Genomic DNA, 18,602 nt, shown 5'->3' on the forward strand with positions numbered 1-18,602 from the left:
GAGGACCGTCAACGACATTTCGGGGGTGTCCATGCACGAGCCGGGACAGGGCCTGGGGCCCGACGATCCGCGCACGGTCGGGGGGTACGAGATCATCGGCAAGCTCGGCGAGGGCGGCATGGGCCGGGTCTACCAGGGCCGTTCGCCCGGCGGCCGGCTGGTCGCCGTCAAGGTGGCCCGCGCCGGACTCGCCGCCGACGAGGGCTTCCGCACTCGTTTCCGCAGCGAGATCGCCGCCGCACGACAGGTCGGCGGCTTCCACACCGCGCAGGTCGTGGACGCCGACCCGGAGGCCACCCCGCCCTGGATGGTCACCGCCTTCGTGTCCGGCCGCGACCTCGACCGCACGATCGCCGAGGACGGGCCGTTCGACGAGGACGCGCTGTACGCCTTGTGCGCGGCACTCGCCGAGGCGCTGACCGCGATCCACGCCTGCGGGGTGGTGCACCGCGACCTCAAGCCGGGCAACGTCATCATGTCCGACGACGGGCCCCGGGTCCTCGACTTCGGCATCGCCCGCGCCCTCCACGACACCCGCCTCACCCACACCGGCACCGTCATCGGCACAGCCGGCTTCCTCGCGCCCGAACAGATCGAACAGGGCACCGTCGGACCCGCCTGCGACCTGTTCGCCCTCGGCGCGCTCCTGGTGCACGCCGCGGGCGGCAGCGCCTTCGGCGAGGGCCCGGCAATGAGTCTGCTCTACCGGGCCGTGCACGCCGAGCCGGACCTGTCGGCGGTGCCGGAGGCACTGCGCGCGATGGTCGGCTCCTGCCTCGCCAAGGACCCGGCGAACCGGCCCACCGCGCCCGGCCTCCTGGCCGAACTGCGTGCCCACGCACCGGTCCCGACGCCCATGCCGGTCCCGGCCCCCGCCCCGACCCCCGATCCCGCCCTGGCCGCGCCGCCGAAGGCCCCCGCACCGCAGGCGCCCGCGCCGGTGCCGGTGGCGCCCGCCGTCGTGGCCCCACCCTCCCCCGTCGTCTTCGAGGCCACCCCCGGACGCAAACTCGCCGGACTCGCCTGGACCCTGGCCGGCGCGCTGTTCGCGGCCCTGGTCGCCCTCGGGGCCTGGCAGACCGACTACACGAAGTACGACAACGGGCAGAGCCTCCGGCTCTGGGCTCCGGTGGCACTGGCCGCGCTCGCGCTCCGCGTCGCGCTCGTCCTGGCCCGCCCCCACACCGTGACCGTAGAGACGCCCGGCCTCACCGTCCGCAGCCTGCGCGGCACCCGCAAGGACGACCCGTTCGTCACCATCCCGTGGACGGACGTCGTCGCCGCCGGCCGCCCACCGGCCGCCAAGGGCCCGCACGTGCACCTGCTCCTCAGACTGCGCTGGGGCGCCCCGCTGCCGCTCCCCCGCCAGGGCGTCGAGCCCCGGTACCCGGACTGGGTCACCATCACCGTGCCCCGGCCGATCGGCACCACGACCACCACGCTGCGGGGACAGCTGCGCGAGGCCGTCACCCGCTGCGCCCCGCACGTCCACGTCGACTACCTCTGACCACCGGACGCCCGACATCCGCCCCGCCCCGCCCGCGCACCGGGCGGATGATCAAGGTGCTGCCGCCGACGACGCGACGAGGCCACCCTCCGTCCCCTCCCGGTCGGCAGAGGGTACGAGGACGAGGCTTCGACCGTCCGCACCCGTGCCCAGGACCGCTGCCTCGCCCGGCCCGTCCACGGCGGGGAGGGGCAGCGGTGCGGTGGGCGCGTCAGTCGCCCGGGGCCGTGCCCCGGGCGAAGCGGAGGTAGCGTTCGACGGACCGGGCCAGGACCTCGTTGCCGTGGGAGGTGACGACCCGGTGCCACCAGGCGCCGTAGATCCGCTCGAAGCGGTAGCCGGCGAGCAGGTCCGCGGCCGCCCGGACCGCCTGCGGGCGCTCCGGGATGTGGTTGGCATAGCTGTACATGAGGGTGACCCAGCGGTTGTCCGGACACACGTTGACCACGTCGCCGGTGAAGAGAGCGCCGTCGCCCGCGCTCCAGTGCAGGACCGCACTGCCGGGGAAGTGCACGCCCGGGTTGATCAGGGTGAGTTCGTCGGTGAGCTGGAGGGTGCGCCCGCTCCAGAAGCGCACGGCCGGGTCCGGGCGGCCCACCCATTGGCGGTCGGCCTCGTGGAGGTGGACCGGGGCGTCGAAGGCGTGGGCCCACTCCACCATCGAGGAGTAGAAGTGGGGGTGGCTGATGGCGATGTGGTCGATGCCGCCGAGTTCCTCGACGGCCCGGACCATGGTGTCGTCGAGGTAGGGGGTGCAGTCCCAGAGGACGTTTCCGGCGGCGGTACGCAGCAGCAGGGCCCGCTGGCCGATGGCGAACTGGGGGGTGACGCCGATGCCGAGCACGCCGGGGCCCTGCTCCTCGAAGCGGCCGGTGTGGCCCTCTTCGCGCAGCTCGGCCGACGTCGTCCACCGCTGGCCGTCCGGACCCACGTACTGCCGCTCGTCCAGGCAGACCGGACAGTCCTGGCGCGGGGCGGCGTACTGGGTGCCGCAGGTGCGGCAGATCGGGGGCGCGGTGACGTCAGCCACGGGTGCCTCCGGCGAGCTCGGCGAGGACGGACGGGCGGCTCGGCCGCCAGCCCAGTTCCTCGACGGCGCGCCGTCCCGACACCACCTGGTCGAGCGCGAGCGCCTCGGCGAACGGCTCCCCGAGCGCCTCGGCGGCTTCCGCGCGCGGCCACGGCTCGGCCCGGCCGGTGCCGCCCGCGGCGATGTCGGCGGCGGCCGCGATCGCGGCCGCCGGGACGGACTCCCACGCCACACCGTGCAGGAGGTCACCGGGCTGCCCCTTGGTCAGGGCGAGGACGTAGAGCTCGGCGAGGTCGTCGACGTGCACCATCGGCCAGCGGGTCGTGACCGGACCCACGTAGCGACCCGTGCCGTGCTCGCGGGCCCAGCCTGTCATCAGGGCGGGAATGCCGCCGTCACGGCCGTACGCGATGCCCGGGCGTATCACCACGGCCCGCACGTCGTCCCCGGCACCGGCCAGCACCCGCTGCTCGATCCGCGGCCGGTAGCCGACGATCGCGATCGGGTCGGTGCCGGCGTCCTCGGTCAGCGCGGCGTCCCCGGTGGCGCCGAGCACCCACACGCCGCTGGTGTAGACGAATGCCCGGCCCGTGCCGCGCAGCGGTGCGAGCAGCGCCTCCAGGGCGGCGGCGTCGACCGCCTCGTCGCCGGTCGGCGTGGCCAGGTTCACCACCGCGTCCACGTCGTCCGTCACCGCCGCGCGCAGCGACGCCGGGTCGGTCAGATCGCCGACCCGAACCGGCGCGTCCGGGGACAGGGCCGCCGCGTCCTTGACGAGGGGCACCACGTCGTGGCCCTCCAGCGTCAGTCGCGACACCACCGCGGAGCCGATGTAGCCGGTGGCACCGAGTATCAGGACCTTCATGAACCCTCCCATGCGGACGTTCCTCGAACAGGAGAACCGTACGAAACGCGCCCGGATCCGCGGATCCGTCGAATGACCGGGTGCCGTACCGGTGTTCATGCGTGACGAGGCCGAAGCGGTGACCCGGGTCGGCCGGGGCGACGGGGCGACGGGGCGACGGGGCGAGCGGACGTCAGTCCAGGTCGAGCGCTCCCAGTGCGGCCCGCGAGGCCACGCCGAGCTTCGGGTAGGCGTTGGACAGGTGGTAGCCGACCGTGCGCGGGCTCAGGAACAGGCGCGCGCCGATGTCGCGGTTGCTCAGGCCCGTCGCCGCGAGCCGGACGATCCTCAGTTCCTGTGCGGTCAGCCGGTCGACGAGGTCCGCGCCCGCCGCCGGAGCGGTCGGGGCGGCACCGGCGGCCCGTAGTTCCGTACGGGCCCGGCCCGCCCACGCGGCCGCCCTCATCCGCTCGAACGACTCCAGCGCCACGGTCAGCGCCTCCCGGGCGGCGGCACGGCGCCGGGCACGGCGCAGCCACTCCCCGTACAGCAACCGGGTGCGCGCCTCCTCGAACGGGCGGCCGTCCCCCTCGTGGGCAGCGAGCGCCCGCTCGTAGAGCTCCTCCGCCCCCGCGTCGTCGGCGGCGAGCAGGGCGCGGCAGCGCAGCTCCACCGCCCCTGCCCACGCGGTCCCGGTGGCCCCGGCCCAGCGCGTGAACCGCTCGGCGGCCGCCCCGGCGTCGGCGGCCCGGCCCGTCCGGACGGCGGCCTCCACCTGGTCGGGCAGGCTGTGCACGGAGACCATGAGGTGCCGGTGCGGCCCGCCGGTCAATGCGGCGAAACGCTGCAGCGCCCGGTCGTAGCGTCCGAGCCCGAGGTCGAGCAGGCCCTGCGCCCTGGTCAGCCAGATCGTGATCGGCGCGACACCGGGGCGCGGGTGTCTGCCGGCCTGCCCGGCGGAATCCCGCCGGTCCCCGCTGCCTCGTCCTTCGGCCCCGCCCGGTCCCTCCGTGCCGCCCGTCCCCTCCGTGCCGTCCGGCTCCTCCCCTTCGAGCGCGGCCAGCACCGCCAGGACGCCGCTGAACATCGTGGCGAGATGGCGCTGGCCCGTGTCGCAAGCGATCTCCAGGCCCTCGACCGCCGTCGTGTACGAGTCCCGGTGCCGCCCCAGGAACAGCCGCAGCCGCGCCAACCGCAGCAGCACCCGTGCCAGCACCCCCACGGCGCCCTCCGTACGACACTCCCGCTCCAGGACCACGGCCTCCTCGTGCACCGAGCGGTACTCGCCGAGCAGCATGTCCCAGCCGTGCAGTCGCACCTGATCGATCAGGCTGCGCTCCTGCCTGGTCCGCACCACGTACCGGGCGAACTCCCGTATCGCCGCCGCCCCGGCCGCCGGATCACCCGCCAGCGTGTCGAGCACCCCGGCCGCGCCCCGGTGCACGGGGTGTCCGCCGAAGTCCAGACCGGCCACCCGCTCTCGGGTGTCCAGGGCCGCCACGACCGGATCCGGCACGTCCCAGGCCATCGCGGCCGACTCGAACAGCAGCCACGCCCCCCTGGCGGGACAGTGGACCGTCACCTGGGAAGCCGCCTCGACGAGCAGCAGCCGCGCCGACTCCGCGCGGCCCCGCCGGTGTTCGAGCGCCGCCCGGACGCTGGCGATCCGGGCGACCGCCGACGGGCTGCTCACCGGCCCCGCTTCGTCGGCGAGGGCCTCCGCGAGCTCCGCCTGTCCGGCCTCGGCCGCGGCGGCCGCCCCCGCGACAAGCCGCATCGACCGGGTCTCCCGGTCCTCGGTCAGCCGCGCGGCCCGCCGATAGGCGGCGGCGACCGCGGCCTGGCCGCCACGCGAGCGGAACAGCTTGGCGCTGCGCTCCAGTTCGGCCGCGACCACCTCGTCGTAGCCGACGGTCGCCGCGGCCAGGTGCCAGGCCCTGCGGCTCACGTCCCCGGCTGCCGAAGCGGCTTCGGCGAGCGCCCGGTGCGCGGCCGTCCGCTCGGCCAACAGCGCCCCCTGGTACGCGGCCGCCCGCACCAGCGGATGCCGGAACACCAGCTGTTGCCCGGCCACCCTCACCAGGCCCGCCGCCTCCGCCGGATCGAAGTCCCCGACGACCGCGCCCAACCGGTCCCCCGCCGCGACCACCAACGCCACGTCACCGGTGTCGTCGGCCGCGGCGACCGTCAGCAGCAGCCGGGTCGGCGCGGGGAGCGCCCGGATCCCCTCGTCGAAGATGCGCCGCACCCGCCACGAGGCCGGCAACACGGCGATCTCCCGCGTGTCCAGCGGTTCGCTCCCCTCCCGCTGTGCAGCTGTCAGGGCCCCGACGAGCTCGACCAGGGCGAGCGGATTGCCCTGCGCGAGCCCGAGGATGCGGCTGCGCACGGCGGCCTGCAGATCGGGGGCCCGGCCGGCGAGGAGAGCGGCTCCCTCCTCATCGGTCAGCGCCCCGAGGCGCAGAACCGGCACGCCCGGTGCACCGTCGAAGGCCGCCGACTCCTCGTGCGCGGCGAACACCATGGCCACCCGCCCCTCCCCGAGCCGACGAGCCGCGAACAGCAGCACGTCCACGGTCTCCAGGTCCAGCCAGTGCGCGTCGTCGACCAGCACCACGACCGAACGTTCCTCGGCCAGCTCGTCGAGCAGGCCCAGCGTCGCGGCTCCGACCAGAAAGCGGTCACCGACGGACGGGCCGTCCAGGGCGACCGCCCCGCGCAGCGCCTTCGCCTGGCGCTCCGGCAAGCCGCCCACCCGGTCCAGGACGCCCCGGAGGAGGACCTGCAGACCGGCGTACGGCAGCGCCGCCTCCGACTGGACGCCCGTGCACCGCAGCAGCCGTGCTTCGCCCGCTGCCGCCGAGGCGCACCGGTCGAGCAGCGCCGTCTTGCCCGACCCCGCTTCTCCAAGGAGCACCACGGCTCCGCCCCGGCCCGCCCGGGCTCCTCCCAAGAGCCCGTCGAGGGCTTCCCGTTCGTCGTTCCGGCCGCTGAGATCGGCGGGCCCCCGGTCGGCGGCACCTGCCAGGACCGCGTCGGTCATCGGCGGTCTCCTCCTCTTCTTCCAGACACCTCACCTTCCACGATGGGCGTGGCTGACGATGTCACGAGTCCCACGGCGTCACGGGTTCCACGGCCGTGGGCCCTGCGGGGCCTGGTGCTCACCTCTGTCGTCGAGGGCCCGGGTCCGCGGTCTGCCGGTGGGAGAACAGGCCGGTGACGGCCTGGACCACGTCGCTGATGTGCTCGCGGCGGCCGAGGTGGCGGGCCGGGGCCCGCCGGTTCTTCGGACGGGCGATGCCGCGCTCGACCCGGATGCGGCGGGAGGAGCGGACCTCGCGCTGTCGCTCGTACATCTCCTCGTACCGGTCCGGAGCGTCGCCGGCGTGCGCGCCTTCGCCCTCGGCCTCGTCCTGGTCTCCACGCGCGACGGCTGGACGACCGACCTGTCGTCCTTCCTGTCCGGCCAGGTCCTCGCCGTCGACGCGGCCGGCGTCCGGCGGGTGGCCGGCATCGGGGCCGTACCGGTCGCCGTCGTCCTGGCCCTGCGGCGTTTCCGGCGCCGTGCAGGCGTCGAGCTTGCGCACGGTGGTGTCGAACGGGGTTCGCGGCCCTGACCTTCGCCGCCCATTCGGCCGGCGCGACCGAGGCGAGCACCTCCTTGTACCGCTGCAGGCTGGTGTGGGTGACGGCGAGCTCCTGCAGCGGGATGAACAGACAGCGTTCCAGCTTGGTCGCCCTGGTCGTCACGCTGTAGACCTGGACGACTTCGTAGTACTGCACCGACATCGCGTGCATGTGGTCGTAGTCGGTGGCGACGCGGGTGACGACCTGGTCCTTCTCCGACTGCGACGTCTCGCGCACGACCGTCATGTTCCGGCTGCGGGTCGCGGTCGCCAGCTGCTGGGTCCGCGCGCTGATGCGCTGCATCGCCTCGTCCGCGACCGACTTCACGCCGCTGGAGCGTGACACCGCGGTGGCGAAGCCCGGGTTCGACGACTCGCTCCGGGAGCCGCCGCCCATGCCGAAGATCGAGACGCCGATGCTGCCGCCGGAGCCGGACGATCTGCTCGCATGGTTCGCCTGGGACGTGCCGTACTGCTCTTCACGGGCGATCGCGTTCGCGACCTCGCTGATCGACCGGTTCTGGTCGGTGGTGCCGGACAGCGTGTCGGCCTCGGCCGTCGTCTCGGTGCCGGTGGCCCTGGTGCTGCGCTGCCGGTCGACGACCGCGGCCTTGGTGCTCTCGCCGGGCGCGAGCGCGAGGCCGTGGAGCAGTCGGCCTCACGTGACGCCCTGGGCCGACCAGCTCTGCTCCGTGGTGACGATCATGCCCTCGGCCGGGCGGTCGTAGAACGGCAGGTTCCCCTCGCCGAGGTCGATGGCGCCGGTCGGACCCCCGCCGTGAAGACCACGTTCCCGCCGGGCTCGAACCGCGGGACCAGGGCGCGACGAGGCCGGCTGACACGCGGCCCGGCGCCCTTCAGGACCGAACGGGTCGCGGAGCGGCCGTACGGAGCCGGGAGCGGAGACCGGCGCGGCGACGCCAGAGCCCGCGCCGGTAGTGCCAAGTGCACAGGGCGACGCGAACCCGGGTGCAGTGTGTCGTACCCAAGGACGGTCCGGATCGCGACAGTGGAGCACCACCGTCGACCGACAAGGACAACGAGATGCCGGAGTTGACGACCGCTCAGCGACGAGCGCGCGGAGCCGCCGCCGTAGGTGTGGGCGCAGTCGCCACGGTCATGATCCGACGCAGCACCCGGAGGCGCGGCGAATCGCCCGGTCGTCACGCACTGCCCGGGAGTGCGGACGAGAACGCACGCGCAGCCGCGACGGCGGCTGCGCCGCGCGTCGAGCAGCACGCGAAGAGCCGGTGGGTGGTCTTCCTCGCCTACGGACTCCTGGCGGCCGCGACCCAGGCGCTCTTCGTCAACTACGCGCCCGTGACGGAGGACGCCGCGCGGCACTTCGGCGTCTCCATCGGCGAGATCGGCTGGCTGTCCCAGATCTTCCCGCTGATCTACGTCGTCCTCGCCGTCCCCGCCGGCATCGCGCTCGACCGGTTCCTCCGTCCGGCCCTCGTGGTCGGCGCGGTGCTCACCGCGACAGGGGCGTTCCTGAGGCTGGTCGCCGACGACTTCACCTGGGCGTTCATCGGACAGGCCGTCGCCGCTGCGGGGCAGCCCTTCGTCCTGAACGCCATACCGGGTCTCGCCGTGGGCTACCTCGCCGATAAGCACCGCGCCACGGGAATCGCCGCCGCGTCCTCCGCCACGTTCGCCGGCATGGTCCTGGGCTACCTGCTGGGCGCGTTCCTCCCCGGCGAGAACCACATCCGCACCCTCACCCTCATCACCGCCCTGATCGCCCTGGACGCCGGGCTGTGTCTCGTCGCGGCACTTCGCTTCCCGCCACGGGCGCGCCCCGAGTCCGCACCCGCGCCCAGTGGACTGCGGTCCTTTCGCGCGGCACTCGGCAACCGCTACGTACGACGTCTGTGCGTGGCCGTCACCATCCCGATGGGCACGTTCATCGCCCTCGCGACGTTCGTGCAACCGCTGTTGGCGCCGGCGGGGGTTTCGGAATCCACCGCCGGTCTGATCCTCGCGCTGACCATGATCGCCGGTGTGATCGGCTGCGCCGTCGTGCCCGTCTGGGCGGACCGACGCGGCCGCGAGATTCAGGTCATGGGTGCCGCGATCGCTCTCACTGCCGGGGCCTGCCTCCATCTCGTCCTGGTCCCGAGCGCGCCCATGGCCTTCCTCATGCTCCTCGGGACGGGCTTCGTGCTGCTGCCCGCTCTTCCCATCGTGCTCTCCCTGAGCGAGCGGCACGCGCCCGAGGCCGAGAGCACGGCGGCCGGCCTCATCTGGATGGCGGGCAATCTGGGAGGAGTGCTGCTGGCGGCGGCCGTCGGGCTGCTCGTCACCCGCCCCGCGATCGCGTTCGCGGTCCTGTCAGCCGCCACCCTGCTCGCCCTCCCGGCACTCCACTGGTTCAGGAGGCTCGACACCACGGCCCCGTGAGGTGGGCTCAGCCGGGATCGGGCGCAGCGATGTCGGGCGCGAGATCCAGCAGCAGGAGCGCGGCCGCCACATGGGTCGGATTGTGCTCCACCTTGACGGCCGAGAGCTCGTTGGCACGCGAGACCCGCCGCTCGACGGTGTTCCGGTGCGCGTAGAGGTGGGCAGCCGCCCGCGTGGTGTTGAAGCCGCACTGCACGTAGGTGAGGAGTGCCTGTCGTAGTGCCGTGTCGGCTTCGGCCAACGCCCCGAGCGTATTGATGACGAACCGACGTGCGCCGGCACGGTCCTTCGTGAGCGCGTCGATCAGCTCGACGTCGGCGTAGGCGGTGAGGCGCCGGTCGGACCCGAGCCGGGTGACCAGCGCCTGCGCCGCGAGGGCGTCCTGGTGGCTGGACCGGAATCCTTCGAGCCCACGTCCCGGCCTTCCCACCGCCACACGGACCCGGTCGGTCGCCGCGAGGGCTTTCTCCACATGATGGAGGTCCGGAACGACCTCCCCCGAGAGCCAGATCCACCGCGACGTGGCACTGGCACGCGCCACCAGGGCGCTCCGGCCCCCGGCGGCGGAGCGCACGGCCGGGACCGCCTCGTCCAGGGCATCGGCCAGCTGAGGATCATCGATCCACAGGACGAGGCTCACGTGCCACCGCCCCATCCGGTAGCGCAGGCGCCCCTCGGCCAGGTCTTCCGCCATCGGTGCCCCGCTGGCGATCAGCTGGATCAGTGCGATCCCCTCGGCGTCCGTATTGCCCATCGCCGCGGCGAGGCCGGCTTCGCGCAGGGCCACGACCGAGTCGAGGGCGTACTGCACCAGCGACTTCCCCGACACGTCCAGGACCCCCACGAGAAGGGCGGGGTCGGCGCAGTGCGCCACGCATTCCTCCAGCCATCGCCGCCAGCCGATCCCCAGGGCCACGCGCCAGGCGACGGCGAAGTCGGGCGCGATGCCGCGGGAGACGAGATCGTGGATGTACGCCGTGGTCCTCGGGCCGACGTAGGGCTCCACCCGCCGTCCCGGTTGCTGGATGTTCGCGGTCAGCCATTGGGCGATGTCGGAGCGGTTGAGTTCGCGGTCCTCCTCGACCAGCGAGGCGTCCGCGAGGAGGGCAGGATCGTTCTGGGCCACGAGAGAGGGCTCCGCGAAGGCGTCGACCAGGGCGTCCGTTTCCGTCAGCAGGCGCTGGCACAGTGACCTGATCGCATCAGCGACCTCGCGGGAGGGCGGGGGCCACAGCTCTTCCATGTCTTAAGTGTCCCTCCGGTCCTGAGGAGCCGACGCTCCCGACATGCCGTGTCACTGACAGATGAAGGCGAGCAGCGCGTCCTGGCGCTGTGCGGACGTCGTCCTGGACCGCGCCGGAAAGGCGGCCGTCGCGGACCGGAAAATGCCGTTGCCGGCGTCGTCGACGATGCGGGTCATGGTTCCTTCTTCGTGAGTGAGGCATGCCGGAGGCATACGGGGTTTCGGGCTCGGGGGACGGGCGGTTGACGCGACTGCCGTCCAGCGGCGATGTCCTCCGGCACCTGTGCGGCCCTCTTCGAAGAGGGCGTCCTCGTGGACCTCGTTGGCGTCGCCGGCGGGGATCACGATCTCTTCGGCCCACGACGAGACGCCCGGGTGGTGGTGCGGCGGCGCGTCGTGTCCGCCGCCTCGACGGGCGTGGCAGGGCCTCGGAGAACAACCGCGCGCATGGGGCTCCAAAAGCGGAGGGTGTTTAGTGCTACCAAACCGGCGGCAGGTTTACCACGCTGCCGGTGGCGCTGCAAGAGTCCGGCGGCGTCGCCCCCCGAAGGGCACCGGCCCCCCGTGACGCGCATGCCTTAGCCTCGTGTCACGGAGGGGGCTCGTCCGAGTCGGCCTGTCACCCGACGGGCACACGACCTCGACCTCTGGACGGGCGGTGAGCACACGATGTCCATCGAAAGCAACGGGAGAGCAGGCGGAGCGGCCAAGAACCCCCCTGCTCACGAAGCGTCCACAGGCGCGCAGCTGAGGGCGATCAGGCTCAGCCGCGGGTTGTCGTTGACTGAAGTCGCACACCGGGCGGAGGTCACCAAGGGCTTCCTGAGCCAGTTGGAGCGTGGTCTCACCAACGTGTCCGTCCCGACGTTGTTGCGCGTCTGCGACGTGCTGCGGATCGGGGTCGGCGAGCTGTTCACCCACCCGGACGAGCAGGTCGTGGAGAGCGGAAGCCGGATCGACATGGGCGGTGAAGGCGTGACCGAGTACCTGCTCACGCCTGCCGACACCACGGCGTTCCAGGTCTTCCGCTCGGTGATCGAGCCGGGCGGGGGCACGGGTGGCCCCTATCGGCTCGACACCGCCACGATCTTCGCGACGGGACTGAGCGGCTCGACCCGTCTGATCGTCGGGGGCGAGACCCGGATGCTGTCGGCCGGCGTGTCCACCTCGTTCTCCGGTCGGACGCTTCACCAGTTCGACAATCCGGGTACGACGGTCAGCGAAGTCCTGTGGGTCCTGTCGCCTCCCCTGCCGCGCGGCGCGCGAGGACCGGTCTAAACCGCGTCCTTCGGACTTCGGCCGGAGGACACGGCCTGGAGCCGCTCGTAGACGGCCGGTCGGGCCGACCGCAGGACGAGGGCCTGCACCGCGCCCACCACGGCCGAGAGGGCGACGAAGCCGCCGATCACCCACGCGCCTTCTGTGGTGCCGACGAGGAGCGGGAAGTTGGCGACCGTCAGGTAGACCACGCAGGCCAGGCCGAGGAAGGCCACGGCCGGGGCCACGACCGTGGCCCACACCGACTGCCGCTCGTCGGCGCGCCGGAAGAAGCCGATCACCGCGAGGCTGGTGGCCGCCATCAGCAGGACGATGCCGAGGGTGGCGGCGCCGGAGAACCAGGCGTAGAGGTCCCCGATCGGATCGAGGTCGAGCGCGACGACGACGAGCGTGGTGACGAACGCGACCGCCGAGGCGACGGCCGAGGACGATGACGGCGCGCGGTGCCGGGGGTGGACGACGCCCAGCGACGCCGGAAGGGTGCCGGCCCGGGACAGCGAGAACTGGTAGCGCGTCACGACGTTGTGGAAGGCCAGCACGCACGCGAACTGACTGGTGATCAGGAGCAGCTGCATCACGTCGGCCCAGACGGACCCGACGTAGCTCTGCGCCAGCTTGAGGACGAGGCCCTCGGGATCGGCCTTCGCGGCGCCGGTCACGGAGTCGACCCCGACACCCACCACGACCGCCCACACGGTGAACGAGTAGAAGATCCCGATCACCAGGATCGCGACGTACGTCGCCCGCGGGACCGTGACGTCGGGGTCCTTGGCCTCGTTGCGGAACACGGCCGTCGCCTCGAAGCCGATGAACCCGAAGAAGGCGAACATCACGCCGAGGCCCAGGGAGCCGTTCCCCACGATCGAAGGCGACAACGGCTCGGCCGTCAGGCCGTGGGCGCCGCCGTGGCCCACGATGCCGAGGTCCATGACCAGGAGCAGCAGGGATTCCAGCACCAGCACGACACCGAGCACCTTGGCACTCAGCTCGATGTCGCGATGGCCGAGGAAAGCGATGATGCCCAGCGAGACGAACGCCCACACCCACCAGGGGGAGTTGACGTCGGCGTACCGCTCGATGACGTTGCTCGTCGCGACGCCGACGTAGGCGTTCACCCCGACGAGGAGCAGCGTGTAGGAGAAGAGCGCGAGGGTCGCGGCCGAGAGGCCGGGTATCCGGCCCAGCCCCGCCTGGACGTAGGCGTAGAAGGCGCCCGCGTCGCGTACCCGTCCGGCCATCAGCGTGAAGCCGACCGCGAAGACCAGCAGCATCACGGTGGACAGCGCGAAGTACAGCGGCATGCCCGGGCTGCCGCTCACGGCGAAGGCGAGCGGCACCCCACCGGCCACCAGCCCGAGCGGCGCCGCCGCGGCGAGGACCATGAACACGATCTGCGGTACGCCGAGCCCGCGGTCGAGCGGGTCGCCCGATCCCGCTTCACCGCTGGGTGCTTCGACGTGCCCTGTCTTGGAGAGGTCGGTCATGTCGACCACCTTTCAGCTCACGGCCGGTGCCGGCTCGTCATGGTTGGATGGATCGTCCCGAGCGGGAGCCGGCTGCTCGCCGTTCCCGCTCACCGGCGATCCGGCAGTCGTCGCCCGCGGCCGCCCCGTCGGCCGGCTCCCGGCCATGGCGACCGGCGACATCTCCACGGCTGCGAGCCGCCTCGGCCTCCCCCGCGGTCGGACCGAGGCCGGACTTCGACAGAGGCGCGCCGTGATGCGACGTGTCCGTCCGCCGGCGGGTGCACAGGTTCTCCGCGCACCGCGTCCGCGCCGTAACCCATGACGCCCGTTTGGTTACCCGGGGGCACCCTGCCGAGCGTCCCGGGGCAGCGGGGCCACGACAAGGCGTTTAGTGCTACTAAACCGCGGCGGCAAACCTCTATCACGCCGGTGGTGTCACCACAAGGTCGTCGGCAAGGCGGCCGGCCGCTCCGCTTCCCGAAGAGCCTGCGAGACCTCGGCCCAGGCGGCGCCCGGCCGTCGACAACCGGAGGAGAGCAGCGGTGCGACTCGCCTGTGCACCGTGCACCGGACCCGAGCGAAGCAGGTGCCCGCTGTCGTTCTCGCCGACGGGCGTGGCTGGAGAAAGTGAAGCCACCAGCCACATGAACAGCGAGGAAACGCCATGACAGCTGAGGTGTTGGACGCCGTCGAGGAGTTCGACGTGGTGATCATCGGAGCGGGAATCTCCGGAATCGGCGCGGCCGCCTATTTCAGCCGAGAGCTCATCGACAAGTCGCTCGTCGTGCTGGAGGCCCGCGACAACATCGGTGGCACCTGGGACCTCTTCCGCTATCCCGGCATCCGCTCGGACTCCGACCTCCACACCTTCGGTTACGAGTTCAAGCCGTGGCGCCACGAAGCCGCGATCGCCGACGCCCCCCTCATCAAGGGATACCTCCAGGAAGCGGTCGAGGAGAACGACCTGGAGCGCCGCATCAGGCTCCGTCACCGGGTCGTCAGCTCGGAATGGTCCTCGGAGGACTCGAGGTGGACCCTCACCGTCCAGACGCCGGACCCCGCCACGGGAGAGACCCGGACCAAGACGATCCGCGCGGGCTGGGTCTTCGCCGCCACCGGCTACTACCGGTACGACCAGGGTTTCTCCCCGGAGTTCCCGGGGCGCGACGACTACGAGGGCCTGGTCGTCCACCCGCAGCACTGGCCCGAGGGCCTCGACTACAGCGGCAAGAAGGTCGTCGTCATCGGCAGCGGCGCGACCGCGATCACGCTGGTGCCGGCCATGGCCACCGGGGCGGGCGCCGCCCGGCACGTGACGATGCTGCAGCGCACCCCCACCTACGTCATGGCGCTCCCCCGTGTCGACAAGGTCGCCCTGGCGCTCACGAAGCTGCTCGGGGAAGAGCGCGGGTACGCCGTGACGCGGTTCAAGAACATCTGGACCGAACACGCCGTCGTGAAGGGCCTGCGGACCTTCCCCAAGACCGGGCGAGCGCTGATCCGGCGCGAGAACGTCAAGCGCCTTCCCAAGGGATTCGACGTCGACAAGCACTTCAACCCGCCGTACGACCCGTGGGACCAGCGGCTGTGCGTGGCGCCGAACGGCGACTTCTTCGACACGATCAAGGAGGGCAGGGCCTCCGTCGTCACCGACTCCGTGGCGCGGTTCAGCAAGCGCGGCATCGTCCTGGCGTCGGGCGAGGAGCTGGAAGCCGACATCATCGTCACCGCGACGGGGCTGAACCTGCAGCTCTTCGACGGCATGCCCATCGTGGTCGACGGACGCAAGGTCGACCTGGCGGACGCGCTCTGTTACCGCGGAATGCTGCTGAGCGGGATCCCGAACTGGGCGATGGCGATCGGTTACACCACCTCGTCCTGGACGCTCAAGGTGAGCCTGATGTGTCGCTACTTCATCGACCTGGTCAGGCACATGGACGCCCACGGATACGACACGGTGGTTCCGGTCGCACCGTCGGGGACGCCGCGCAGGCCCGTCATGGACCTCCAGGCCGGGTACGCCAAGCGCGGCGAGAAGCTCATGCCCAAGCAGGGCCCCGAGAAGCCCTGGCGGATGGCGATGTCCTACCCCGAGGACGCCAAGGCCCTGCGCGGACCGGTGGCCGACGAGAACCTCGAGTTCGGCACCGGCCGGCCGGCCGCGCAGCGGACCGGGAGGCGAGCGGCCCGTGCCTGAGACGAGCGGCGCCGAGGGCGTCGACCAGTACGCGACCCTGCCGTCCGGAATGACGATCTGCTTCCGGGACCACGGCGACAAGGCCGACCCCGTCATCCTGCTCGTCGCCGGCATGGGCGAGGACCTCACCTTCTGGACCGACTCGTTCTCCGACTCGCTCGTCGCCCGCGGCTTCCGGGTCGTCGCGTTCGACAACCGTGACGTCGGCCAGTCGACGTTCGTCGCCGCGCCCCCTCCCGCGCTCTGGCGGCAGGTCGCGGCGCGCCCGCGCGGCGACGCGTACGCGCTGGCCGACATGGCCCAGGACGCCGTCGGTGTGCTCGACCACCTCGGGATCCCGCGGGTGCACCTGGTGGGGCGGTCGATGGGCGGGATGATCGCGCAGACGATCGCGGCCACGGCGCCCGAGCGCGTCCTGTCGCTCACGTCCCTCTACTCGACCACCGGGGCGAAGAAGGTGGGACAGCCGGCCCTGTCGACGATCCGGCTCCTCGCCTCCCCACCGGCGAGGACCAGGACCGCGGCGGTCCGTGCCCACCTGCGGCTCACCAGGCACATCGCCGGAGCGGGATACCCCATCGACGACGCCGCCGAGGCGGCCCTGGCTGCTCACGGGTGGGATCGCAGCGCCGGTGATCCGGCGGCCGGCGTGGCGCGCCAGGTCCAGGCGATCCAGCGCTCCGGCGACCGGACGGCCCAGTTGGGCAGGATCACGGCCCCGACGCTGGTCATCAACGGCGACCGGGACCTGCTGGTCGACCCGAGCGGCGGCGCCGCGACCGTCCGGGCGATCCGCTCGGCCCAGCACGTGGTCATCCCCGGCATGGGCCACCACATCCCCGAGGCCCTCGTCGGCCCCGTCACCGAGTACATCGCGCAGCACGCGGCCCGCGTGGGCGAAGGAGGAAACCATGTCCGGATCTCGTAAGCCCGGCTCCGGGGACACCACGGTCGACGTCGTCGTCGTCGGTGCCGGCTTCGCCGGCCTGAGCGCCGCCGAGCGACTGGTGAGCACGGGGCGGTCCGTCCTGGTCGTGGAAGGCCGCGACCGGGTCGGAGGACGATCGCGCTCCGGCGAGGTGGCAGGCGTGAAGGTCGACCTCGGAGCGACGTGGGTGGCACGACGCCACACCGCCATCCGGGACCTCGCGAACCGGATGGGGTGTACCACGACCGGCCAGTTCGACCAGGGTCGCAACGTGCTGTGGCTGGCCGGCCGGCGCCGCACCTACAGCGGCACCATTCCCAAGGTCTCCCCCGCGACCCTGGTGGACATGGCCCGCATGCAGGCGGCGGTGAACAAGCTGGTCGCGACCATCGACGTGAACGCCCCGTGGGAGACGCCCGGGGCGGGCCGGCTCGACGCCGTCTCGTTCGGCGAGTGGCTCGACCGGAAGAACGCGCTGCCCAGCACCCGTGCGCTGATGACCATCATCAGCAAGGTGCAGTGGGGCTGCACCCCGGGAGACGTCTCCCTGCTGCACGTACTGCGCTACATCCGTGCGGCGGGTGGGCTCGACCACATGCTGGACGTCGAGGGCGGAGCGAACGAGGACCGGTTCGTCGAAACCACCCAGGAGATCGCCAAGCGGGTGGCGGAGCGGCTCGGCGACCGCGTGCGCCTGGAGACACCGGTGCGCCGCATCACGCAGGACGACGACGGCGTCACCGTCCACACCGACTCCGGCGAGATCCGCGCCGGGTACGCGATCGTCACGGCCGCGCCGGAGCACCGCGCCGCCATCGCGTTCGACCCCGCTCTGCCCGAGCAGGCCGAAGGGCTCGCGCGCACCTGGCGCATGGGCGTGCTGAGCAAGGCCTTCGTGGCCTACGAGAAGCCGTTCTGGCGGACCGACGGGCTCTCCGGCGAGGCGGTGACCGACACCGGAACCGTGTTCATCACCTTCGACGTGTCGCCCGCCCCCGGCGGACCGGGCGTCCTGATGACCTTCTGCGACCCCCGCGTCTTCGACGGCTTCGACCCCGAGACCCGACGCGACCTGGTCGTCCAGCAGCTCGTCGACCTCTACGGTCCGCAGGCCCGCACCCCGATCGACTACCTGGACCACTGCTGGGGATCGGAACCGTTCGCTCCGGGCGGCCCCCACCCTGCCGCCGGCCCCCACGCGACGGTGAGCTACGGCAAGGCGCTGACCGAGCCCCACGGGCGCGTCCACTGGGCCGGCACCGAGACCGCCGGCGAATGGGCCGGCACCATGAACGGCGCGGTCCTGACGGGCCAGCGCACCGCCGAGCGCGTCGTCGCCCTCCTGTCCCGCGACGTCCGAGAGGGGGCGTCTCGATGAGAGAGGCGCTGTTCCTGCTGGCCGACCTGTGGATGATCTTCGTCGGCTACTTCTACGGCTGGAAGTTCATCCGCCGGTACGGCAACTACCTCCTCGGTCTCGAATTGATGGTCGTCGCGACGTCGGGCAGCAACTTCCTGCTCTGGTCGCTGCTCAGTGGTGACAGCGGCAGCCCCATGTACGCCATCGCGTACTTCTTCGACGCGTTCTCCCGGTCGGTCGGCATCACGCTCATCCTGATCATGGGCCTGATGAAGGTCACCCACCGCTACAAGCCGAGCGTCGGCGTCGACGTCGCCGTGTTCGGAGTGGCGGTCGTGGCCGGTCTGTTCCTCCGGCCGTTCCACGGCGCGGATCTCCACACCGGCGGCAGCGCGTTCTGGGTCGCCGTGTTCTACGTCGTCGTCAATCTCCTCACGGCGGTCTTCCTCGGGTACTTCGTCAAGCGGCTCTGGGACGCGGGCGCGAGGTGGCCGGCGATCTGGACGGGACTGGTCACGGCCGCCGGGACCACCATCGCGATCACCTACGACTTCTTCCCCCTGCCGTTCGACGACGCGAACCGCACGATCTTCTACACCGCCGCGCTCGCGACGTGGGGCACCCAGGGATTCGTCTACTTCCGCGCCTACCGCGCGCTGCACGAGCGCAACGCGACCTTGGACGCGGCTCCGGCCCGCGCAACCGAAACCCTCGCATGAA

16 protein-coding genes are annotated in these 18,602 nt (G+C 72.2%); 9 read left to right on the top strand and 7 right to left on the bottom strand.

Translation table 11 applies throughout. The annotated features are described in order from the left end of the window. Positions 1 to 31 precede the first annotated feature (31 nt). Positions 32 to 1,507 carry a serine/threonine-protein kinase gene (locus tag IE180_RS09105; protein ID WP_190156375.1) on the top strand — a complete coding sequence of 492 codons (1,476 nt, stop codon included), beginning with the start codon at positions 32 to 34 and terminating at the stop codon, positions 1,505 to 1,507. Between the two features lie 211 nt (positions 1,508 to 1,718). Here the strand turns inward: IE180_RS09105 and IE180_RS09110 are convergent, their stop codons facing one another. The 4 genes from IE180_RS09110 to IE180_RS09125 all read right to left on the bottom strand — a co-directional run bounded on the left by IE180_RS09110 (position 1,719) and on the right by IE180_RS09125 (position 6,737). Continuing rightward, entirely contained in the window at positions 1,719 to 2,537 is an 819-nt protein-coding gene (locus IE180_RS09110) for an MBL fold metallo-hydrolase (protein ID WP_190156266.1), read from the bottom strand. Then, complete coding sequence (locus tag IE180_RS09115) at positions 2,530 to 3,402, bottom strand: NAD-dependent epimerase/dehydratase family protein (protein ID WP_190156267.1); 873 nt, start codon at positions 3,400 to 3,402, stop codon at positions 2,530 to 2,532. The genes IE180_RS09110 and IE180_RS09115 overlap by 8 nt, the downstream gene beginning before the upstream one ends. A gap of 172 nt (positions 3,403 to 3,574) precedes the next feature. Then, positions 3,575 to 6,424 carry a helix-turn-helix transcriptional regulator gene (locus IE180_RS09120; protein WP_190156268.1) on the bottom strand — a complete coding sequence of 950 codons (2,850 nt, stop codon included), beginning with the start codon at positions 6,422 to 6,424 and terminating at the stop codon, positions 3,575 to 3,577. A gap of 118 nt (positions 6,425 to 6,542) precedes the next feature. After that, a complete protein-coding gene (locus IE180_RS09125) occupies positions 6,543 to 6,737 on the bottom strand; it encodes a hypothetical protein (RefSeq protein WP_229860379.1) in 195 nt (64 codons plus the stop codon). A 30-nt stretch (positions 6,738 to 6,767) separates the two neighbouring features. Between IE180_RS09125 and IE180_RS09130 the strand changes: the two genes are divergently transcribed. The 3 genes from IE180_RS09130 (at position 6,768) to IE180_RS09140 (ending at position 9,410) form a co-directional block, all read left to right on the top strand. Continuing rightward, positions 6,768 to 6,998, top strand: a complete 231-nt coding sequence (locus tag IE180_RS09130; protein WP_190156382.1) for a metal ABC transporter permease — start codon at positions 6,768 to 6,770, stop codon at positions 6,996 to 6,998. A gap of 194 nt (positions 6,999 to 7,192) precedes the next feature. Next, on the top strand, positions 7,193 to 7,735 hold the full coding sequence (locus tag IE180_RS09135) for a hypothetical protein (protein ID WP_190156269.1): 543 nt from the start codon (positions 7,193 to 7,195) through the stop codon (positions 7,733 to 7,735). 526 nt (positions 7,736 to 8,261) lie between these two features. Next, positions 8,262 to 9,410, top strand: a complete 1,149-nt coding sequence (locus IE180_RS09140; RefSeq protein ID WP_229860380.1) for an MFS transporter — start codon at positions 8,262 to 8,264, stop codon at positions 9,408 to 9,410. Positions 9,411 to 9,417: 7 nt separating this feature from the next. On the opposite strand, the gene IE180_RS09145 is transcribed toward IE180_RS09140, so the two are convergent. Next, positions 9,418 to 10,653 carry a PucR family transcriptional regulator gene (locus IE180_RS09145; protein ID WP_190156271.1) on the bottom strand — a complete coding sequence of 412 codons (1,236 nt, stop codon included), beginning with the start codon at positions 10,651 to 10,653 and terminating at the stop codon, positions 9,418 to 9,420. A 51-nt stretch (positions 10,654 to 10,704) separates the two neighbouring features. Next, on the bottom strand, positions 10,705 to 10,830 hold the full coding sequence (locus tag IE180_RS37130; RefSeq protein WP_268255440.1) for a hypothetical protein: 126 nt from the start codon (positions 10,828 to 10,830) through the stop codon (positions 10,705 to 10,707). 492 nt (positions 10,831 to 11,322) lie between these two features. On the opposite strand from IE180_RS37130, the gene IE180_RS09150 reads away from it, so the two are divergent. Then, entirely contained in the window at positions 11,323 to 11,931 is a 609-nt protein-coding gene (locus IE180_RS09150; RefSeq protein WP_190156272.1) for a helix-turn-helix transcriptional regulator, read from the top strand. Here IE180_RS09150 and IE180_RS09155 read toward each other — a convergent pair. Further along, positions 11,928 to 13,415 carry an APC family permease gene (locus IE180_RS09155; RefSeq protein WP_190156273.1) on the bottom strand — a complete coding sequence of 496 codons (1,488 nt, stop codon included), beginning with the start codon at positions 13,413 to 13,415 and terminating at the stop codon, positions 11,928 to 11,930. The two genes, IE180_RS09150 and IE180_RS09155, sit on opposite strands and share 4 nt — an antisense overlap. Before the next feature lie 646 nt (positions 13,416 to 14,061). On the opposite strand from IE180_RS09155, the gene IE180_RS09160 reads away from it, so the two are divergent. From IE180_RS09160 to IE180_RS09175, 4 genes are read left to right on the top strand one after another with little or no spacing between them, the layout of a single operon-like run. Next, positions 14,062 to 15,594 (top strand): flavin-containing monooxygenase, encoded by a 1,533-nt coding sequence (locus tag IE180_RS09160; RefSeq protein WP_190156274.1) that lies wholly within the window; start codon positions 14,062 to 14,064, stop codon positions 15,592 to 15,594. After that, complete coding sequence (locus IE180_RS09165) at positions 15,587 to 16,522, top strand: alpha/beta fold hydrolase (protein WP_229860382.1); 936 nt, start codon at positions 15,587 to 15,589, stop codon at positions 16,520 to 16,522. Before IE180_RS09160 ends, IE180_RS09165 begins: the two co-directional genes overlap by 8 nt. Further along, positions 16,506 to 17,900, top strand: a complete 1,395-nt coding sequence (locus IE180_RS09170) for a flavin monoamine oxidase family protein (protein WP_190156275.1) — start codon at positions 16,506 to 16,508, stop codon at positions 17,898 to 17,900. The genes IE180_RS09165 and IE180_RS09170 overlap by 17 nt, the downstream gene beginning before the upstream one ends. Then, complete coding sequence (locus IE180_RS09175) at positions 17,897 to 18,601, top strand: transporter (protein WP_190156276.1); 705 nt, start codon at positions 17,897 to 17,899, stop codon at positions 18,599 to 18,601. The genes IE180_RS09170 and IE180_RS09175 overlap by 4 nt, the downstream gene beginning before the upstream one ends. The last annotated feature ends 1 nt before the right edge of the window (position 18,602 follow it).

This window comes from Streptomyces litmocidini (genome assembly GCF_014649755.1).
GTDB lineage: Bacteria > Actinomycetota > Actinomycetes > Streptomycetales > Streptomycetaceae > Streptomyces > Streptomyces litmocidini.

What these genes read in the sequence shown, in the direction of transcription:
- IE180_RS09105 (WP_190156375.1), top strand. Translation starts at nt 32, where the DNA reads ATGCACGAGCCGGGACAGGGCCTGGGGCCCGACGATCCGCGCACGGTC.
- IE180_RS09115 (WP_190156267.1), bottom strand. Translation starts at nt 3,402, where the DNA reads ATGAAGGTCCTGATACTCGGTGCCACCGGCTACATCGGCTCCGCGGTG.
- IE180_RS09120 (WP_190156268.1), bottom strand. Translation starts at nt 6,424, where the DNA reads ATGACCGACGCGGTCCTGGCAGGTGCCGCCGACCGGGGGCCCGCCGAT.
- IE180_RS09125 (WP_229860379.1), bottom strand. Translation starts at nt 6,737, where the DNA reads ATGTACGAGCGACAGCGCGAGGTCCGCTCCTCCCGCCGCATCCGGGTC.
- IE180_RS09145 (WP_190156271.1), bottom strand. Translation starts at nt 10,653, where the DNA reads ATGGAAGAGCTGTGGCCCCCGCCCTCCCGCGAGGTCGCTGATGCGATC.
- IE180_RS37130 (WP_268255440.1), bottom strand. Translation starts at nt 10,830, where the DNA reads ATGACCCGCATCGTCGACGACGCCGGCAACGGCATTTTCCGGTCCGCG.
- IE180_RS09150 (WP_190156272.1), top strand. Translation starts at nt 11,323, where the DNA reads ATGTCCATCGAAAGCAACGGGAGAGCAGGCGGAGCGGCCAAGAACCCC.
- IE180_RS09155 (WP_190156273.1), bottom strand. Translation starts at nt 13,415, where the DNA reads ATGACCGACCTCTCCAAGACAGGGCACGTCGAAGCACCCAGCGGTGAA.
- IE180_RS09160 (WP_190156274.1), top strand. Translation starts at nt 14,062, where the DNA reads ATGACAGCTGAGGTGTTGGACGCCGTCGAGGAGTTCGACGTGGTGATC.
- IE180_RS09170 (WP_190156275.1), top strand. Translation starts at nt 16,506, where the DNA reads ATGTCCGGATCTCGTAAGCCCGGCTCCGGGGACACCACGGTCGACGTC.
- IE180_RS09175 (WP_190156276.1), top strand. Translation starts at nt 17,897, where the DNA reads ATGAGAGAGGCGCTGTTCCTGCTGGCCGACCTGTGGATGATCTTCGTC.